Origin of the sequence: Streptomyces brasiliensis, assembly GCF_014647875.1 — a bacterium.
Classification (GTDB): domain Bacteria; phylum Actinomycetota; class Actinomycetes; order Streptomycetales; family Streptomycetaceae; genus Streptomyces; species Streptomyces brasiliensis.
This window is the reverse complement of record NZ_BMQA01000011.1, coordinates 154,489-170,284: the sequence shown is the minus strand read 5'-3', so window position 1 is coordinate 170,284 and position 15,796 is coordinate 154,489. Positions and strand designations below refer to the sequence as shown.

Here is a 15,796-nt window from a genome sequence, read left to right as displayed (position 1 = left end):
TGCGCGCCACAAGCAGTACCCCTGAGGAAGCGTCATGGCCTCCAACCGCAGGACCTTCCTGACGGTCACAGCCGCCGGTGCGCTGACCGCCGCCCCCCTGACCCCGGGGGCGGCGGCAGCGCCCGGTTCCCCTCCCCACCCGCCGCGCACCGCCCGCACCGAACTCCTCACGGGCAACCGGCGCTACACCCTCGGCCACTCCCGGCACCCGCACGAAACCCGCGGCTCGTCCTGACCGCCGCCTCCACCCTCGCCCTCGACCTGGTGCGGGCTGTGCTGATCGGCCTCGGCGTCTCGGTGCTGCTCGCACTGCGCGCGGCCGTGCGCGGCACCCGGCTCACCCCGGCCGGGGGCGACGAACTCCCGGACGGCGCGGGCACGGTGACGTACCGCTTCGACGGGCCGCTGCTGTTGGCCGCCGCCCACCGCTTCCGGTGCAGCCTCGCCCACGAGGGGATCTCGGCGGTGGACCTCCGTCTGTCCGGGCTGACCGCGGTGGACGCGACAGGGGTGCCGGCGCTGCGCGGACGGGGCATCGAAGTCCGCATCGGCGGGGTCGAACTCGGGCACCGCAGGGTCCTGGAGTCGTGCGGCGTCCTGACGGCCGCTGCCCCCAGCGCCAACAGGGGGGCTATCCCCAGTGCGGCCGGATCCACGGTTCCCTAACCTGACGCGTATGACCGGAATGGACGCGCGCGACACCGACTTGAAGAAGGAACTCGACGCCACCCTGCAGGCCCGCAGGGAACTGGGCGAGGAGTACGAGTCCGCGCTGGTCGAATCCTTCCTGGAGAAGGTCGACCAGCGCATCGACGGCGCGGTCGACCGCCGGCTGCGCAGGCAGCTCGCCGAGCAGCAGATGCAGGTCGCGCGCGGCGCGAGGGCGCCGAGGGACACGGACACCTGGGGCGAGCGCTTCGGCTTCGCGATCGTGTCGCTGGTACTGGCGATCCCGCTGTCCGCGATCGGCGGCGGCATCGCCCATCTGCCCGGCCTGCTGGTGGCCTGGACGGGCATCGTCGGCGTCAACGTGGTGCAGGCGGTCCGCAGCAACCCGGGCCTGTTCGGCACCCGCCGCCACAGGAAGGCGGGCCAGGACAGCGACTGGGAGGACTGACGCTTCCCCGCCGACGCACGACCGGTTGCCGGCGCTGCCGAACCCGGCGGAGACGCAAGTCGGCCAGGAACCCGGCGAAACACAGGTCGTCCGGAAAGCAATGCGCGGGGACCGCCGCACCCCCGTTGCCGGGGGGCGGGACGACGGCGGTCCCCGCGAGGGACGCGGGCCGGGTCAGGGCCGGGCTTGCGCGTCCTTGGCGTCCATGGAGGTCCGGGAGCCGCTCCGGAGGTCCTTGGCGCCGTTCGGCGCCGGCCGGGGCGGGGAGCCGCTCCCGCCCTGCCGACACCCACCAATGTGCCGGACCCGTGTTAAGCCGGTGCTGCGCGCACGTGACACGCTCGTACCACTTCCGCGAAGTCCACCGAGCGCGGCGGCAAACCGCAAGTTCCCCGCCGCAACGGCTCATTCACCGGATGTTCGCCCTTACTTTCCGCTCTTGGCGAGGAAGGCCAGCAGGTCCTGCCGGCTGACCACACCGGTGGGCTTGCCCTCGACGAGGACGATCGCCGCGTCCGCCTCGCCCAGCACCGACATCAGGTCCGCGACCGCCTCGCCGGAACCGACCTGCGGCAGCGGCGCGCACATGTGCTTCTCCAGCGGGTCCTCCAGCGACGCCCGCTTGCTGAACAGGGCGTCGAGCAGCTCCCGCTCCACGACCGAGCCCACGACCTCGGCGGCCATCACGTCCGGGTGACCCGCGCCGGGCTTCACGACCGGCATCTGCGAGACGCCGTACTCGCGCAGCACCTCGATGGCCTGTCCGACGGTCTCGTCCGGGTGCATGTGGACGAGGGAGGGGATGGCGCCGTGCTCCTTGTCGTTCAGGACGTCGGCGACGCGGGCGCTCGGACCCTCGTCCTCGAGGAAGCCGTAGTCGGCCATCCACTCGTCGTTGAAGATCTTGGAGAGGTAGCCGCGCCCGCTGTCAGGCAGCAGCACGACCACGACGTCGTCCGGGCCGAGCCGCTCGGCGACCCGCAGCGCGGCCACGACCGCCATGCCGCAGGAACCGCCGACCAGCAGCCCCTCCTCCTTGGCGAGGCGCCGGGTCATCTGGAAGGAGTCCTTGTCGGACACCGCCACGATCTCGTCCGCGACGGTGCGGTCGTACGCGGTCGGCCAGAAGTCCTCGCCGACGCCCTCGACCAGATAAGGCCGCCCCGAGCCGCCGGAGTACACGGAACCCTCGGGGTCGGCGCCGACGACCTTGACCCTGCCGTCGCTGACGTCCTTGAGGTAGCGACCGGTGCCGGAGATGGTGCCTCCGGTGCCGACGCCCGCCACGAAGTGGGTGATCTTCCCCTCGGTCTGCTCCCACAGCTCGGGGCCGGTCGAGTGATAGTGCGAGAGCGGATTGTTGGGGTTGGAGTACTGGTCGGGCTTCCACGCGCCCGGCGTCTCACGCACCAGCCGGTCGGAGACGTTGTAGTAGGAGTCCGGGTGCTCCGGGTCCACGGCGGTGGGGCACACGACGACCTCGGCGCCGTAGGCGCGCAGCACGTTGATCTTGTCGGTACTCACCTTGTCGGGGCACACGAAGATGCACTTGTACCCCTTCTGCTGGGCCACGATGGCAAGCCCCACCCCGGTGTTGCCGCTGGTCGGCTCGACGATCGTGCCGCCGGGCTTCAGCGCACCGCTCTCCTCCGCGGCCTCGATCATGCGCAGGGCGATGCGGTCCTTCACGGAGCCGCCCGGGTTGAAGTACTCCACCTTCGCCAGGACGGTCGCCCGGATGCCCTTGGTCACGTTGTTGAGCCTCACCAGCGGGGTGTTGCCGACGAGGCTGATCATCGAGTCGTGGAATTGCACCGTTGTCTCCGGTTGCTTGCAAAAAGAGTGGTCGTAGTGGTGCGGCCAGCCTAAGGCCCGCAGCGTGCGCCGGGCAGGCGTTCACTCCCCGTTGAGATTGGCACACGGCCGGTGCGGGGCAAGGAGTGGATGTACGGCTACGAGGAGGTGGCAGCGACGCATGACGAGCATGTCGAGGGCGAGGGTGGCCCGGCGGATCGCGGCCGGGGCGGCGTACGGCGGAGGCGGCGTCGGGCTGGTCGGCGCGGCGGCCGTCGGGCTGCTGCTGGCCGAGGTGCAGCTGGCGAAGCGCCATGTGGGCAACGGCGACGGTGGCCGCGTCCCGTCGGCGGACGGGCTGTACGGCTGGGGGTCCCCCCGCTCGAGCGAAGCCGCGAGTGGGGGAGGCTACGACACCCCGGACGAGCCGCCCCTCCGGCTGACGATGCTCGGCGACTCCACGGCGGCCGGCCAGGGCGTGCACCGCTCGGGACAGACGCCCGGCGCACTCCTCGCATCGGGCCTGGCAGCGGTGGCGGAACGCCCGGTCGAGCTGCGCAACGTGGCACTGCCCGGCGCCCAGTCGGACGACCTGGACCGCCAGGTCGCCCTCGTCCTGTCCGCGGGCATGCCCGTCCCGGACGTCTGCGTGATCATGATCGGCGCGAACGACGTCACCCACCGCATGCCCCCGACCCGGTCGGTACGGCACCTCTCGGCGGCGGTACGGCGGCTGCGCACGGCCGGCGCCGAGGTCGTCGTCGGCACCTGTCCCGACCTGGGCACGATCGAGCCGGTCCAGCAGCCGCTGCGGTGGCTGGCCCGCCGGGCCTCGCGGCAGCTGGCCGCGGCCCAGACGATCGGGGCGGTCGAGCAGGGGGGCCGTACGGTGTCGCTGGGCGATCTGCTCGGCCCCGAGTTCGCGGCGAACCCCCGGGAGCTGTTCGGCCCCGACAACTACCACCCCTCGGCGGAGGGCTACGCCACGGCGGCGATGGCGGTCCTGCCGACCGTCTGCGCGACCCTCGGCCTGTGGCCGGCGGAGGAGGAACGCCCGGACGTCTCGCGCCGCGAGGGCTTCCTGCCGGTGGCCCGGGCGGCGGCGGAGGCGGCGTCCGAGGCGGGCACGGAGGTCACGGCGGCGATGCCGACGGGTCCGCGCGGACCGTGGGCGCTGCTCAAGCGGAGGCGCAGGCGCCGGGTGCCGGAGCCGAAAGCCTCGGAGCCGACGTCCACCCCTCCCAGCCCGTCCGGCGTCTGAGGACGAGGCGGTTCGGGTCGTCGACAGCGGCCCAAGCAAGCGCTTAGACAAGTGCGGTCAGGGTCACACCGCCGTACCGGTGACCCCGCCGGTACGTACGGGTAACTTCCCAGACAGCCCTGCCCAACTCCCCATGCGCCCACCCCTCATCCGACCGCCACCCCTCAACGAGGCGCTATGCGCCGCCTCTTCCCGTCTGGAGCCGTGATGCCCGAAGCCGTCATCGTCTCGACCGCCCGCTCCCCCATCGGCCGCGCCTTCAAGGGCTCCCTCAAGGACCTGCGCCCCGACGACCTCACCGCCACGATCATCCAGGCCGCCCTCGCAAAGGTCCCCGAGCTGGACCCGAAGGACATCGACGACCTGATGCTCGGCTGCGGTCTGCCCGGCGGCGAGCAGGGCAACAACCTCGGCCGGATCGTCGCCGTACAGATGGGCATGGACCACCTGCCGGGCTGCACGATCACCCGTTACTGTTCCTCGTCCCTGCAGACGAGCCGCATGGCCCTGCACGCCATCAAGGCCGGCGAGGGCGACGTCTTCATCTCGGCCGGTGTCGAGATGGTCTCCCGCTTCGTCAAGGGCAACTCCGACAGCCTCCCGGACACGCACAACCCCTTCTTCGCCGAGGCCGAGGCCCGCACCGCCGAGGTCGCCCAGCAGGAGGGCACGACCTGGCACGACCCGCGCGAGGACGGCCTCGTTCCGGACGCCTACATCGCGATGGGGCAGACCGCCGAGAACCTGGCCCGCTGGAAGGGCGTCACCCGCCAGGACATGGACGAGTTCGGGGTCCGCTCGCAGAACCTCGCCGAGGAAGCCATCAAGAACGGCTTCTGGGAGCGCGAGATCACCCCGGTGACGCTCCCCGACGGCACGGTGATCAGCAAGGACGACGGCCCGCGCGCCGGCGTCACGATGGAGGGCGTCCAGGGCCTCAAACCGGTCTTCCGCCCCGACGGCCTGGTCACCGCCGGCAACTGCTGCCCGCTGAACGACGGCGCGGCGGCCGTGGTCATCATGTCCGACACCAAGGCCCGCGAGCTGGGCCTCACCCCGCTCGCCCGCATCGTGTCGACCGGCGTCTCGGGCCTGTCCCCCGAGATCATGGGCCTCGGCCCGGTCGAGGCGTCCCAGCAGGCCCTGAGGCGGGCCGGCCTGACGATCGACGACATCGACCTGGTCGAGATCAACGAGGCCTTCGCCGCCCAGGTCATCCCCTCCTACCGCGACCTGGACATCCCGCTGGAGAAGCTGAACGTCAACGGCGGCGCGATCGCCGTCGGCCACCCCTTCGGCATGACCGGCGCCCGCATCACCGGCACGCTCATCAATTCCCTCCAGTTCCACGACAAGCAGTTCGGCCTGGAGACGATGTGCGTCGGCGGCGGACAGGGCATGGCGATGGTCGTCGAGCGCCTCAGCTGAGCCCGTTCGGTAACCGCCAGGAAACCCACCGTGATGCTTCGCCCCGGCGTTCGATCTCCCATCGAACGCCGGGCCGTTTTGTGATCCAACCTCCCCCAGGATGTGACCTATCTCCCTTCAGGGAGATATCTACGCAGGTCAGCGCGGTCGTGCAGGTAAACCCCAGGGTCAAGATCCTGTCCGATTCGTGACGTTAGGCACTGACAGCTGGTTAGTCCACCCTTCAAGCTGATGTAGGAAGTCGGGGGTCGACTTTGAACCGGGAGTACGTCAGTGAGCGCCATGCCGATCGCCTTGCTGCTCACCACGGCCGCCACGGGCGCCGTGGGCGTCGCCGTCCTGCGCACCGTACTGGTGCTGCGTCGCCAGGTCGCGGCCCTGCACGCCCAGCTCGCCGAGAGCCAGGCAGCCGCCATGCGTGCGCTGCTGCCCGCCGCCCGCACCACCGCCGACGCGGATGAGATACGCGCCGCCGTGGCCGAGGCACTCGCCGAGGAGCGGGAGCGGGAGCTCGCCGAGGCCCGTGCGTTCTGGGCGGCCCAAGAGGCCCGCGACGCCTCCGACGCACCGACGCTGCTGGGCCTCGCCGACAGCGAACCGTTCCTGCCGCGGCAGACCGACTTCGTGGGCCTCGAGCCGCTGGAGCCGGTCGCCGAGCCGACGACGGAGTCCGACGAGTTCGCCGGTGACTCCCCCGAGCTGGCGGCGGCGCGCCGCCGCCACCCCTCGCACCCGGACTTCGTGCCGGTGCAGTCGCCGGTCGTGAACGACCACGAGCGCACCGTCTCCACCCTGGAGCAGCTCGCCGAGTCCGGAGTCGAACTCACCGACGTCCGCCCCGGCCCGCTCGGCACGCTCGACGTCTACGTCTTCGCCGACGGCACGACCCTGTGCATGACCCCGGGCCACCGCGAAACTGCGGAACGCCTGGCAGCGGCGCTCCGCGCGGGCGAGTCCCCGGTCCTCCTGGGCGGCTCGGGAATCTCGGGCGCGTACACGCTGACATTCACGTGCGGCGAGGAGACGGTCTACATCCTGGCGGACAGGGTCATAGCGTCGCTGTAGTGCTCTTGTCCTCGGAGCGCATTGCCCTGCCCGCACCTGTCGGCGAAGCTCAGACCCCCGCTCTCTTCTGCGCCTCCTCGACCAACTTCACAGCCTCGGAAACCTCGGCCTCGCTGCGCAGCACGACCGCCAAGTCATGCCCGGCGACAGTGATTTGATCCGCGACGGCGAACATCCCGGCGTCAGGCATCTCGCGAGGCTCCCCCGAGGGATCCTCGATCCGCTGGGCACGCAGTGCCAACTCCCTGGCCAAGGCCAACGCCTCAACGGCGCCGCTCCGCTGCAAGCGGCTCTGCGGCGCCGCCCGCAAACGGTCGGCGAAGTGATCCACGGCACGGGTCAAGGGCGTCGTATCAACCACGCGGTGAGGGTAACGCGTCCCAGAGCTAGTGCGCGGGACTGTTGCCAACACGCCAACGCTCAGGCACGGTGACGTGAAGGACCGGCTTCGAAATGCGTCCGGAGGCGCCGATGTCCCAAGTCTTCTCCGAGGAGACCCATCGCAACCTGCTCGCCCGAATCCCGCACTGCACCGGTCGTGAAGTCACCGACTGGCTTCGCGCTGTCGACGAAGGCCCCGCTCTCTTCAACTTCGAGGAGAAGGTCAGCTGGCTCCGGCACGAGCACAACCTCGCGTACGGCCACGCCAAGGCGATCATTCACGAGTACGACCTGAGGAGGGCCGCGCGCAAACTGCTCTAGGCGCGCACATCCGGAACGTCGAAGGGCCCCGGGACGGATCCCGGGGCCCTCGCGCTACGGCTCGTACGACGGCCGTAGCACCGACTAGTCGTTACTGCTGAAGATCGCCACCAGTCGCAGCATCTCCACGTAGATCCACACCAGCGTCAGGGTGAGACCGAACGCGGCCAGCCAGGCCTCGTTGCGCGGGGCGCCGTAGGCGATGCCATCCTCGATCTGCTTGAAGTCGAGGGTCAGGAAGAACGCGCCGAGCAGGATCGCGATGATGCCGACGATCGCGCCGAGCGGACCGAAGCTGCGCAGACCGCCGTCCTCGGCTACGCCGAAGGCCACGAGCAGCAGGTTGACCGCCATGACCACGATGAACGCCATGGCGATGGCGAGACCGATGCGGGCGTAGCGGGCGGTGACGCGGATCCAGCCGGCCTTGTAGACGAGCAGGGTCGCGCCCGAGACCGCCATGGTGCCGAGCACCGCCTGGAACGGAGCGCCGCTCCACGCGCTGTTGTACATCTCGCTGATCACGCCGAGGAAGACGCCCTCGAAGGCGGCGTACCCCAGGATCAGCGCGGGCGACGGGGTGCGCTTGAAGCTCTGGACCAGGGCCAGGACCATCGCGACCAGGGCCGAGCCGATCGCCAGGCCGAAGCTGCCGGGCGAGACCGGGAGCAGGGCCCAGGCGAGGACCGCGCCCAGGGCGACCACGCCGAGCGTGGTGGCCGAGCGCATGACGACGTCGTCCATCGTCATCCGGTCGGTGGTGACCGGAGCCTGCGGGGCGCCGTACTGCTGGTCCTGCTGGGCGTACGGGTTGGTCGCGTAGGGGTTGCCGGCCTGGGCATAGGGGTTTCCCTGTGCGTACCCGGCCTGCGGCGCGGTGTTGAAGCCCGCGTAGCCGTTGTCGCGGCTGAACCCCCGTCGCGAGAAGACCGGGTTGCTGCTCCTCATTTCACTCCTCCATGGCCACCCTGCGTAGCCTTGGCTCAAGAGTAATGGGCTGGCAAAGGAATGACCCTAGTTCCTGGGGAGGATCTTTCCCAGCCGTGGTGGGCAACACGCTACGCGGGTCCCTCATTCCCGGCCACGGAGGGTCGTGTTCCATGACCGACTCGCTACATGTCCGGAACCGGCCGGAGACCCGCCGATCGGCCGTTCGGCCGAGCGGGAAGCCGGTGCAGGCCTCGGCCGGGTCGGTCCCGGCCGCGCGCGAGGAGGCGACCCGTCCAGGTGGGGCGCCGCGCGAGCGTCATGTGGCGGGCGGGTCGGACTCGGCCCGGTGCACTCGCCCGGCGACGTGGAGAAGCACGAGCGCGAGGACCACCTCGACGCCGAGCCCGGTGCCCACTCCGAAGGCCTCGAGAAGCGAGAAGTGGTCGAAGTGCCGGACGTGGAAGGTGAAGTGTGTGGCTGCATAGATCAGGTAGCCGATGAGCGCCGACAGGACGACCTTGCTGTCGAGCACCCAGGCGGCGAAGTACAGCATGCCGGTCAACGCGAGCCCGAGACCGCCGACGTCGGAGAGCAGGTGCTCGTTGTACGGGGGATCGAGGTTCACCGTGGGGAAGTCGTCGTAGAACGAGCGGGGGAAGACGTACTGCCAGACCGAGACGACCGTCTGCAGCGTGGCCAGGGTGAGCAGCCCGCCGCGCAGCCACTTCTTGATGGATCCGGGTTTCATACATGCAGGACCACCGGCTCGAGGTCTTCGTGACACGGCACCCCAGCCGAGTGCTGTGACCCTGGTCACGGGCGAGCTGTCACAATTTTCGCGGCCCCGTGGTCCTTCTCCCGTACAGCGTGGAGAGAGGGAGCAGTCATGAAGATCGCGGTTGCCGGTGGTACCGGGCTGGCCGGGCGGCGTGTGGTGGAGACGCTGCGGGCTCGCGGGCATGCGCCCGTGGTGCTGTCGCGCGGACATGGTGTCGATCTGCTGACCGGGTCCGGGCTGGATGCGGCGCTTGCCGGGGCCGAGGCAGTCATCGACGTCAGCAATGTGATCACGACCCGCAAGTCGGTGTCGGTGGACTTCTTCGACAAGGCGGGGCGGAACCTCGTCGGAGCGGCCGAGCGGGCCGGGGCACGGCACCTCGTCACACTGTCGATCGTGGGGATCGACCGGGTCAAGAACCCCTATTACGCGGGCAAGCTGCGGCAGGAGGAGATCGTCCGGGGCGGGGCGGTGCCGTGGACCGTTCTGCGTGCGACGCAGTTCCACGAGTTCGCGGGTCAGGTGCTGGGTGGCGTGCCCGGGCCGATCGCGGTGGTACCGGCGGGCCGGGTACAGCCCATCGCCGTACGGGAGGTGTCCGAAGCCCTCGCCGACCTCGCCCTCGAACCGCCGCGGGCGATGGCCCCCGAGCTCGCCGGCCCGCGGGTCGAGTCGCTGGTCGACATGGCCCGGCGCGTCGTCGCCGCGGGCGGCGCCCGCCGGCGCCCGGTCCTGCCCCTGTACCTTCCCGGCGGAATGAGCAGCGGCGGCCTGCTCCCGACCGGCCCCGGCCCTCGTGGCACCCAGACCTTCACCGACTGGCTCCTCTCGAGCCCATTTGAGCAGCCGCCCGGCGTGTCCGGATTGCGCTGAGGCAGCAGTTGTCAGCGCTGTACGTATCGTTCGATCAGCGCCGCGACCTGTTCCGTAGCCGGTGAGCTCCAAAGGAGTGGACGGTCTCTCTGGGGGAGGCGAACGAGGCGCTCGCCGAGCGGTTCGCCATTCCCCGGGAACGGCAGGACGAGTTCGCCGCCCGCTCGCACGTCCTCGCCGACGAGGCCTGGAACGCGGGGTTCTACGACGAACTGGTCGTGCCGGTGGCGGTGGATGCCAAGGGCAGCACCTGCACCCGCGACGAAGGCATCCGGCCCGGTTCCACCCCCGAGAAGCTGGCCGGCCTCAAACCGTCTTTCCGCCCGGACGGTGTGATCACGGCCGGCAACGCCTCCCCGCTGAGCGACGGTTCCTCCGCCGTGCTGCTCGGTTCGGCGGCTGCGAGCGCGAAGATCGGGCATGCGCCGTTGGCGCGGATCGCCGGTCGCGGGGTGTCCGCGCTGGATCCACAGATGTTCGGTTTCGCTCCCGTCGAGGCTGCCAACCGTGCGCTGAGGAACGCGGGTATCTCCTGGTCCGACGTCTCCGCCGTGGAGCTCAACGAGGCCTTCGCGGTGCAGTCGTTGGCCTGTGTGGATGCCTGGAAGATCGACACGGACATCGTGAACACCAAGGGCGGCGCGATCGCCATCGGCCATCCGCTGGGCGCCTCCGGCGGCCGGATCCTGGGCACGCTGGCCCACCGGCTCCGGGAGTCGGGACAGCGGTGGGGCGTTGCCGCCATCTGCATCGGCGTCGGTCAGGCGCTGGTGGTAGTGCTGGAGAACGTGACGGAGGATCAGCGATGACCATTCAGGTGTGCGCACACACCGATGAGGCAGTGGCCGGGATCGAGGACGGCTCGACGGTGCTGATCGGAGGCTTCGGCATGGCGGGCATGCCCGTGCAGTTGATCGACGCGCTCATCCGGCAGGGTGCGACCGATCTGACTGTGGTGTCCAACAACGCGGGCAACGGCGACACAGGACTCGCGGCGCTGCTGGCCACAGGGCGCGTGCGCAAGGTGATCTGCTCCTTCCCCCGCCAGGCGGACTCCTGGGTCTTCGACGAGCTCTACCGGGCGGGGAAGATCGAGCTCGAGGTGGTGCCGCAGGGCAACCTCGCCGAAAGGATGAGGGCTGCCGGAGCCGGAATCGGGGCGTTCTTCACCCCGACGGGCGCCAACACACTCCTCGCCGAGGGCAAGGAGTCCCGCGAAATCGACGGCCGCACCTACGTGCTGGAGTACCCCATCAAGGGCGACGTCGCACTGATCGGCGCGCACCGAGCTGATCGCATGGGGAACCTCGTCTACCGCAAGACAGCCCGGAACTTCGGACCGGTCATGGCCACCGCGGCAACCATGGTGGTGGCACAAGTCCGCGAGATCGTCGACGTCGGCGAGATCGATCCGGAGACGGTCGTGACGCCGAGCATCTACGTCGACCGCGTCGTACAGGAGGTGACAGCCGCATGAGCACGTCCAACTCACTGGTGGAGAACACCGGCCGCGGGCCGCTGAGCAAGCACGAGATGGCCGCCGTCATCGCTCGCGACATCCCGTTCGGCTCGTTCGTCAATCTGGGCATCGGCCAGCCGACCCTGGTTGCGGACCACCTGCCCGCGGGATCGGGCGTGGTGCTGCACACCGAGAACGGCATGCTGAACATGGGGCCCGCAGCCGAGGAAACGCAGGTCGACCCCGAGCTCATCAACGCGGGGAAGATTCCGGTCACCGAGCTGCCGGGAGCGGCCTACTTCCACCACGCCGACTCCTTCGCCATGATGCGCGGCGGCCACCTGGACATCTGCGTGCTCGGCGCGTTCCAGGTCTCGGCCGCCGGAGACCTGGCCAACTGGCACACCGGCGCGCCCGACGCCATCCCCGCCGTCGGAGGCGCCATGGACCTCGCGATCGGCGCCAAGAACGTGTTCGTGATGATGACGCTCTTTGCGAAGAACGGCTCACCCAAGCTGGTCGCGGAGTGCACCTATCCACTGACCGGGCTGGGGTGCGTCGACCGCGTCTACACCGATCTGGCCACCTTCAGCATCGGCCAGGGGCGGGTCACGGTGCTCGAAACCTTCGGCATCACCTACGAGGACCTCGCGTCGCGCCTCGACATTCCGCTCCAGCCCGCGGAACCCGCCGGGAGCCTGTGACATCGTGCGCCCCGTTCTCGGCCGAGCGCCGGTCCTGGGCCGAGAGTCGCGGCCGGCGGTAGCCCACCGAGTTGGCAGGGAGGGCAACCGAACCCGCAACCAGCGGGCCATTTCCGGAGCAAGCCGGGGATGGCCCGCTCCCTGCGTCGCAGGTGCGGTGTGTGCCCGGAACCGGACTTGAACCGGAAGAGGCCACCGTGCTGACCTGGGGGCTTTCCGGTTCACCGCCAACGCCCGCTGGTCCATCACCTCTGCGGGGCGGCTGAGCCTGCCGAAGATCGGCCGGGTTCGGGTGCGCTGGTCGCGTGCCCTGCCGTCCGTGCCCTCCCCGGTCACTGTGATCAAGGATGCGGCCGGCCGGTACTTCGCCTCCTTCGTCATCGACACCGGCCCCGAGCAGGACCGGACCCGCTTCGGCGCGCCGGATTCCGACATCGCCGTCGGCATTGACCTGGGGCCGGCCCACTTCGCGGTCCTGTCCGACGGCACGAAGATCGACTCCCCGCGATTCTTGCGCCGCGCGGAGAAGAAACTCAAAAGGGCGCAGCGGGAGCTGTCCCGCAAGCAGAAGGGGTCGAAGTACCGGGACACGGCCTGGGCGATGGTCGCCCGTGTCCACGCCGAGCTCGCCCTCCGACACCGCCCGCGACCAGCGAAGACGACAACTTGAGCATGGGCAGCCGCGGCGGCTGCGTCCTCCAGATCCGCCCGAACTCGGCCAAGGCGTAGGCGGCCGGCATCCGCGCGGCCGTCTCGGCGCAGACCCGACACGAGATCGGCCCGTCGTCGTGCCCGCGCGTGCACACCCGCTGCCCGTCTGCCAGTGCATGCCGGTTCCACGGGTGCTCGCACACCGGGCACGGCTCGCTGTGGGCAGCCCGCCGCATCTGCCGCGCCGCACGGGCCGGGCTCGGATACGGCCGATGATTCACCCTCGTGTACGGCCTCATGGCACTCCCTCACACACGACGGTGACGGGCTGTTGGGGCTCCTTGAAAATCCCCGGCACCGCTCGTCGCCCCGTTTGGTGTGAGATCAACCAGGGGTGCCGGCCCGCCCGGCGACCGGCCGAACGCATACAGCCCAGAGCCCCTGCTGCCAGCAGCCGCCGCCATGCAATCGCGGACCTTCGGGGGATTTTCCTGCCGTCCGTCGGCAGCTGCGCCGTCGCGGCGCGCATGTCTGGGGTCAGTCGCCGTCCTGGACCCGGGCGGCCCTCCTGCGCCTCGGGGCCAGCGTCTTGCGGATCTCCTCGGTAGCCGCTCGAAACGCGGGTGCGGCGCGCTCGAAGTAGTCGAAGAGCAGATCGCGCTGCTCGGGGGTGTAGCCGGCCAGGACCTCGGCGATGTGGCGGCGGGCGGGGCCCACGACCTCCTCGATACGGGTGAGCGCGTCCGGGATCGGTTCGACGATCACACGTCTGCGGTCCTTGGGGTCTGCGGTGCGGCGCGCGTACCCGGCCCGCTCGAGGCGGTCGACCAGGCGAGTGGTGGCACCGGTGGTGAGCCCGGTCCTCGTGGCGAGTTCACCTGAGGTGAGGCCGCCTTCCAGAACGATCAGGCTGAGCGCGTACCACTCCGACGTGTGCAGTCCAGCGGCTTCCGCGCTGGCCAGGCCCTGGAGACCTACCGCGTCCAGGTACTGACGGAAGATCACATGCTCGTCCCCGCTGCCCAAGAGGGTTGCCATCGCCGGAGGTCCTCTCCTACATTTATCTGCACACGAGCAGATACTGCTTTCATTAAGAATCTGCCTCAGTCTAGCCAGAAGAGGAGTCCTCCGCCATGTCGACAACCGCCCATGACGTCGCCGCAGTCACCTCCGTACTGAAGGAACTTGTCGCAGCATGGGAGCGGCACGACGCCGACGCATACGGCGAGCTGTTCACCGAGGACGCCACCTACATCACCTACGCCGGCACCTTCTACCAGGGGCGCCGGGACATCGTGGACAGCCACCGCATCCTGTTCACGACGTTCCTCAAGGGCACCAAGCTCGCGGACGAGACCCTCGCCATCCGTTTCCACGGACCGGACATGGCCGTGGTGAATGGGCGCGGCGACACCTTCAAGGGCAAACAACCACGCAAGCTCACCAAGATCCAGACCTACACCCTGGTCCGGCAGAACGACGGCAGGTGGCGCATCGCGGCCTTCCACAACACGAAGCGCAAGCCGCTGATGGAGTCGATCTCCCACAGGCTTGCCCCAGGCCTCACCCCGGCCGCCGGGGGGTGAACCCCGGATTCGCGCCCCGCCCGCCCAAGAAGGGGGGAACTTGAGCAGGTCTGGCGAACGCCTGAGCACAGGGTGGGGAGATTCAGATATCGCCATCAGGGCGGCTCCTGTCCTGGATGGGCCTGGTCGAAGTGCTCGCGGGTCGCCGCCTCGATCCGCCGCACCGCTCGTCCGCCCGCGCTTGGGAGTGGACGGTGATGGCCCGGCTGAACTCCTCGGGCGTCCCGCTACCGACGTCGAGCACAATCGGCTGCAGGTCCTCCAGGAGCAGGTCCTCGATGTGGCCCCAGTCAACAGCCAAGAAGACTGAGGCGGCGTCAATCCTTCGCGTATGCCGCGACCATGAGAACGAAAGCCGTGCCTATCAGAGTGCCGACACACTCCAGGACCGCACGAACCATCAGATCGGAGCGATCGGCGACTGCCCAATCCGGGCCCGCATAAAGCGGTATGTTCGTTATGAGTTCTTCGTCGTATTCGAAGGACAGACCTTCGATCTCGCCACTGCCCTGCTGTCCGCCTGGCAGACGCCACGCTCCCTGGCAGGCGCCGGTCTGCTTGCAATGCACGTATCCCTCAGTCCGTGTCTGGTGACCGTCGACGAACCGGTAGGTGTTCCTCGCGGCGAACCACAACGGCAGGGCGGCAGCGCACAGGCACACGACCAACATCACCCGCTGCCACAGTTTAAGGCCACTCATCAGATCAGCGCTCCACGACAGTGGGTTGGTGCTCCGCACCTCAACTTCTGTGATCCTCAGCCAGATCGGACCCCGCGTCGTTGATCGTCTCCAACAACAAGAACACCATATGGACGGCCGGCCACTGCCTCCACGAGGGCCAGAACGGCCAGTCCGGCTTCTACGCGAACGTCACCTTTGCTCCGGCCTGGGACGGCGACGCACCATCTCCGGCGCCCTGGGGAATCTGGGAGGCCAGCAATCTGGTCGTCCCGACGACGTGGGCGAACGGTGACGCCGACAAGTTCTTCGACGCCGACTTCGGCGCCGCCATCCTCACCCCGCTGCCCGAGTACGGGAATATCCAGGACGCCATCGGCGCCTATGGCTACCGCTTCTACTCCGGCTCCGACTACAACGACATCGTCGACTTCGGATATCCGGCCGACGGATACAACCGGCCCGACTCCGACTTCAACGGCGGGAAAGAGCTGATGTTCTGCCAGGGCAACGTCGAGGACGCGTTCAAGTTCAACCCCCTGGATGACCGCATGAAGATGGACTGCGACATGGGCCACGGCGCCAGCGGAGGACCGATGCTCACCGGCTTCCCGCAGAACATCAAGATCGTGGGCGCCAACAGCCACGGAGAATCCGACGAAGCGGACGTACTCACCAGCGACAACCTGTACTCGTCCGAACACGGCAGCCGCGCCGTCTTCGTCATCGACACGGTGAACGGCCTCTGACCCAACGCCTGGGAGCGCC

General features: G+C 69.3%; 19 protein-coding genes and 1 pseudogene. 14 read left to right on the top strand and 6 right to left on the bottom strand.

Annotated features, from left to right (window positions below; all coding sequences use genetic code 11):
- The first annotated feature begins 34 nt into the window (after nt 1-34).
- The 3 genes from IEZ19_RS19510 to IEZ19_RS19500 are packed head-to-tail and all read left to right on the top strand — an operon-like array spanning nt 35 to nt 1,117.
- On the top strand, nt 35-235 hold the full coding sequence (locus IEZ19_RS19510) for a hypothetical protein (protein ID WP_189312566.1): 201 nt from the start codon (nt 35-37) through the stop codon (nt 233-235).
- Nucleotides 236-264: 29 nt separating this feature from the next.
- Nucleotides 265-666 (top strand): sodium-independent anion transporter, encoded by a 402-nt coding sequence (locus IEZ19_RS19505; RefSeq protein ID WP_229840476.1) that lies wholly within the window; start codon nt 265-267, stop codon nt 664-666.
- Between the two features lie 19 nt (nt 667-685).
- Complete coding sequence (locus IEZ19_RS19500; RefSeq protein WP_189312559.1) at nt 686-1,117, top strand: hypothetical protein; 432 nt, start codon at nt 686-688, stop codon at nt 1,115-1,117.
- A gap of 426 nt (nt 1,118-1,543) precedes the next feature.
- Here the strand turns inward: IEZ19_RS19500 and IEZ19_RS19495 are convergent, their stop codons facing one another.
- Nucleotides 1,544-2,932 carry a cystathionine beta-synthase gene (locus IEZ19_RS19495; protein WP_189312496.1) on the bottom strand — a complete coding sequence of 463 codons (1,389 nt, stop codon included), beginning with the start codon at nt 2,930-2,932 and terminating at the stop codon, nt 1,544-1,546.
- A 160-nt stretch (nt 2,933-3,092) separates the two neighbouring features.
- Here IEZ19_RS19495 and IEZ19_RS19490 point away from each other — a divergent pair, with 160 nt between their 5' ends.
- From IEZ19_RS19490 to IEZ19_RS19480, 3 genes are all read left to right on the top strand, one after another.
- Entirely contained in the window at nt 3,093-4,172 is a 1,080-nt protein-coding gene (locus IEZ19_RS19490) for an SGNH/GDSL hydrolase family protein (protein ID WP_189312495.1), read from the top strand.
- 207 nt (nt 4,173-4,379) lie between these two features.
- Nucleotides 4,380-5,600: an acetyl-CoA C-acetyltransferase gene (locus IEZ19_RS19485; RefSeq protein ID WP_189312494.1), complete on the top strand. Its 1,221-nt coding sequence runs from the start codon at nt 4,380-4,382 to the stop codon at nt 5,598-5,600.
- 282 nt (nt 5,601-5,882) lie between these two features.
- Nucleotides 5,883-6,665 carry a hypothetical protein gene (locus IEZ19_RS19480; protein ID WP_189312558.1) on the top strand — a complete coding sequence of 261 codons (783 nt, stop codon included), beginning with the start codon at nt 5,883-5,885 and terminating at the stop codon, nt 6,663-6,665.
- A 49-nt stretch (nt 6,666-6,714) separates the two neighbouring features.
- Here the strand turns inward: IEZ19_RS19480 and IEZ19_RS19475 are convergent, their stop codons facing one another.
- Entirely contained in the window at nt 6,715-7,026 is a 312-nt protein-coding gene (locus IEZ19_RS19475) for a hypothetical protein (RefSeq protein WP_189312493.1), read from the bottom strand.
- 110 nt (nt 7,027-7,136) lie between these two features.
- Between IEZ19_RS19475 and IEZ19_RS19470 the strand changes: the two genes are divergently transcribed.
- On the top strand, nt 7,137-7,367 hold the full coding sequence (locus tag IEZ19_RS19470) for a DUF4287 domain-containing protein (protein ID WP_189312492.1): 231 nt from the start codon (nt 7,137-7,139) through the stop codon (nt 7,365-7,367).
- An 84-nt stretch (nt 7,368-7,451) separates the two neighbouring features.
- Here IEZ19_RS19470 and IEZ19_RS19465 read toward each other — a convergent pair whose 3' ends face one another.
- Together IEZ19_RS19465 and IEZ19_RS19460 are read right to left on the bottom strand one after the other, a co-directional pair.
- On the bottom strand, nt 7,452-8,315 hold the full coding sequence (locus IEZ19_RS19465) for a Bax inhibitor-1/YccA family protein (RefSeq protein ID WP_189312491.1): 864 nt from the start codon (nt 8,313-8,315) through the stop codon (nt 7,452-7,454).
- 298 nt (nt 8,316-8,613) lie between these two features.
- Nucleotides 8,614-9,045 (bottom strand): hypothetical protein, encoded by a 432-nt coding sequence (locus IEZ19_RS19460; protein ID WP_189312490.1) that lies wholly within the window; start codon nt 9,043-9,045, stop codon nt 8,614-8,616.
- A 138-nt stretch (nt 9,046-9,183) separates the two neighbouring features.
- Here IEZ19_RS19460 and IEZ19_RS19455 point away from each other — a divergent pair, with 138 nt between their 5' ends.
- From IEZ19_RS19455 to IEZ19_RS19435, 5 genes and pseudogenes are all read left to right on the top strand, one after another.
- Nucleotides 9,184-9,948 (top strand): SDR family oxidoreductase, encoded by a 765-nt coding sequence (locus IEZ19_RS19455; protein ID WP_189312489.1) that lies wholly within the window; start codon nt 9,184-9,186, stop codon nt 9,946-9,948.
- 68 nt (nt 9,949-10,016) lie between these two features.
- Nucleotides 10,017-10,757: pseudogene (locus IEZ19_RS19450) on the top strand (thiolase family protein); the annotation flags it as partial.
- Nucleotides 10,754-11,425 carry a 3-oxoacid CoA-transferase subunit A gene (locus IEZ19_RS19445; protein WP_189312488.1) on the top strand — a complete coding sequence of 224 codons (672 nt, stop codon included), beginning with the start codon at nt 10,754-10,756 and terminating at the stop codon, nt 11,423-11,425. The pseudogene IEZ19_RS19450 and the gene IEZ19_RS19445, both read left to right, overlap by 4 nt.
- Nucleotides 11,422-12,111: a 3-oxoacid CoA-transferase subunit B gene (locus tag IEZ19_RS19440; protein ID WP_189312487.1), complete on the top strand. Its 690-nt coding sequence runs from the start codon at nt 11,422-11,424 to the stop codon at nt 12,109-12,111. The genes IEZ19_RS19445 and IEZ19_RS19440 overlap by 4 nt, the downstream gene beginning before the upstream one ends.
- Before the next feature lie 319 nt (nt 12,112-12,430).
- Entirely contained in the window at nt 12,431-12,781 is a 351-nt protein-coding gene (locus tag IEZ19_RS19435; protein WP_506004998.1) for a transposase, read from the top strand.
- Nucleotides 12,782-13,299: 518 nt separating this feature from the next.
- Here IEZ19_RS19435 and IEZ19_RS19430 read toward each other — a convergent pair.
- Nucleotides 13,300-13,800 carry a MarR family winged helix-turn-helix transcriptional regulator gene (locus tag IEZ19_RS19430; RefSeq protein ID WP_189312486.1) on the bottom strand — a complete coding sequence of 167 codons (501 nt, stop codon included), beginning with the start codon at nt 13,798-13,800 and terminating at the stop codon, nt 13,300-13,302.
- 95 nt (nt 13,801-13,895) lie between these two features.
- Between IEZ19_RS19430 and IEZ19_RS19425 the strand changes: the two genes are divergently transcribed.
- On the top strand, nt 13,896-14,348 hold the full coding sequence (locus IEZ19_RS19425) for an SgcJ/EcaC family oxidoreductase (RefSeq protein ID WP_189312485.1): 453 nt from the start codon (nt 13,896-13,898) through the stop codon (nt 14,346-14,348).
- Nucleotides 14,349-14,665: 317 nt separating this feature from the next.
- On the opposite strand, the gene IEZ19_RS19420 is transcribed toward IEZ19_RS19425, so the two are convergent.
- On the bottom strand, nt 14,666-15,088 hold the full coding sequence (locus IEZ19_RS19420) for a hypothetical protein (protein ID WP_189312484.1): 423 nt from the start codon (nt 15,086-15,088) through the stop codon (nt 14,666-14,668).
- Between the two features lie 41 nt (nt 15,089-15,129).
- On the opposite strand from IEZ19_RS19420, the gene IEZ19_RS19415 reads away from it, so the two are divergent.
- Nucleotides 15,130-15,777: a trypsin-like serine peptidase gene (locus IEZ19_RS19415; RefSeq protein WP_189312483.1), complete on the top strand. Its 648-nt coding sequence runs from the start codon at nt 15,130-15,132 to the stop codon at nt 15,775-15,777.
- The last annotated feature ends 19 nt before the right edge of the window (nt 15,778-15,796 follow it).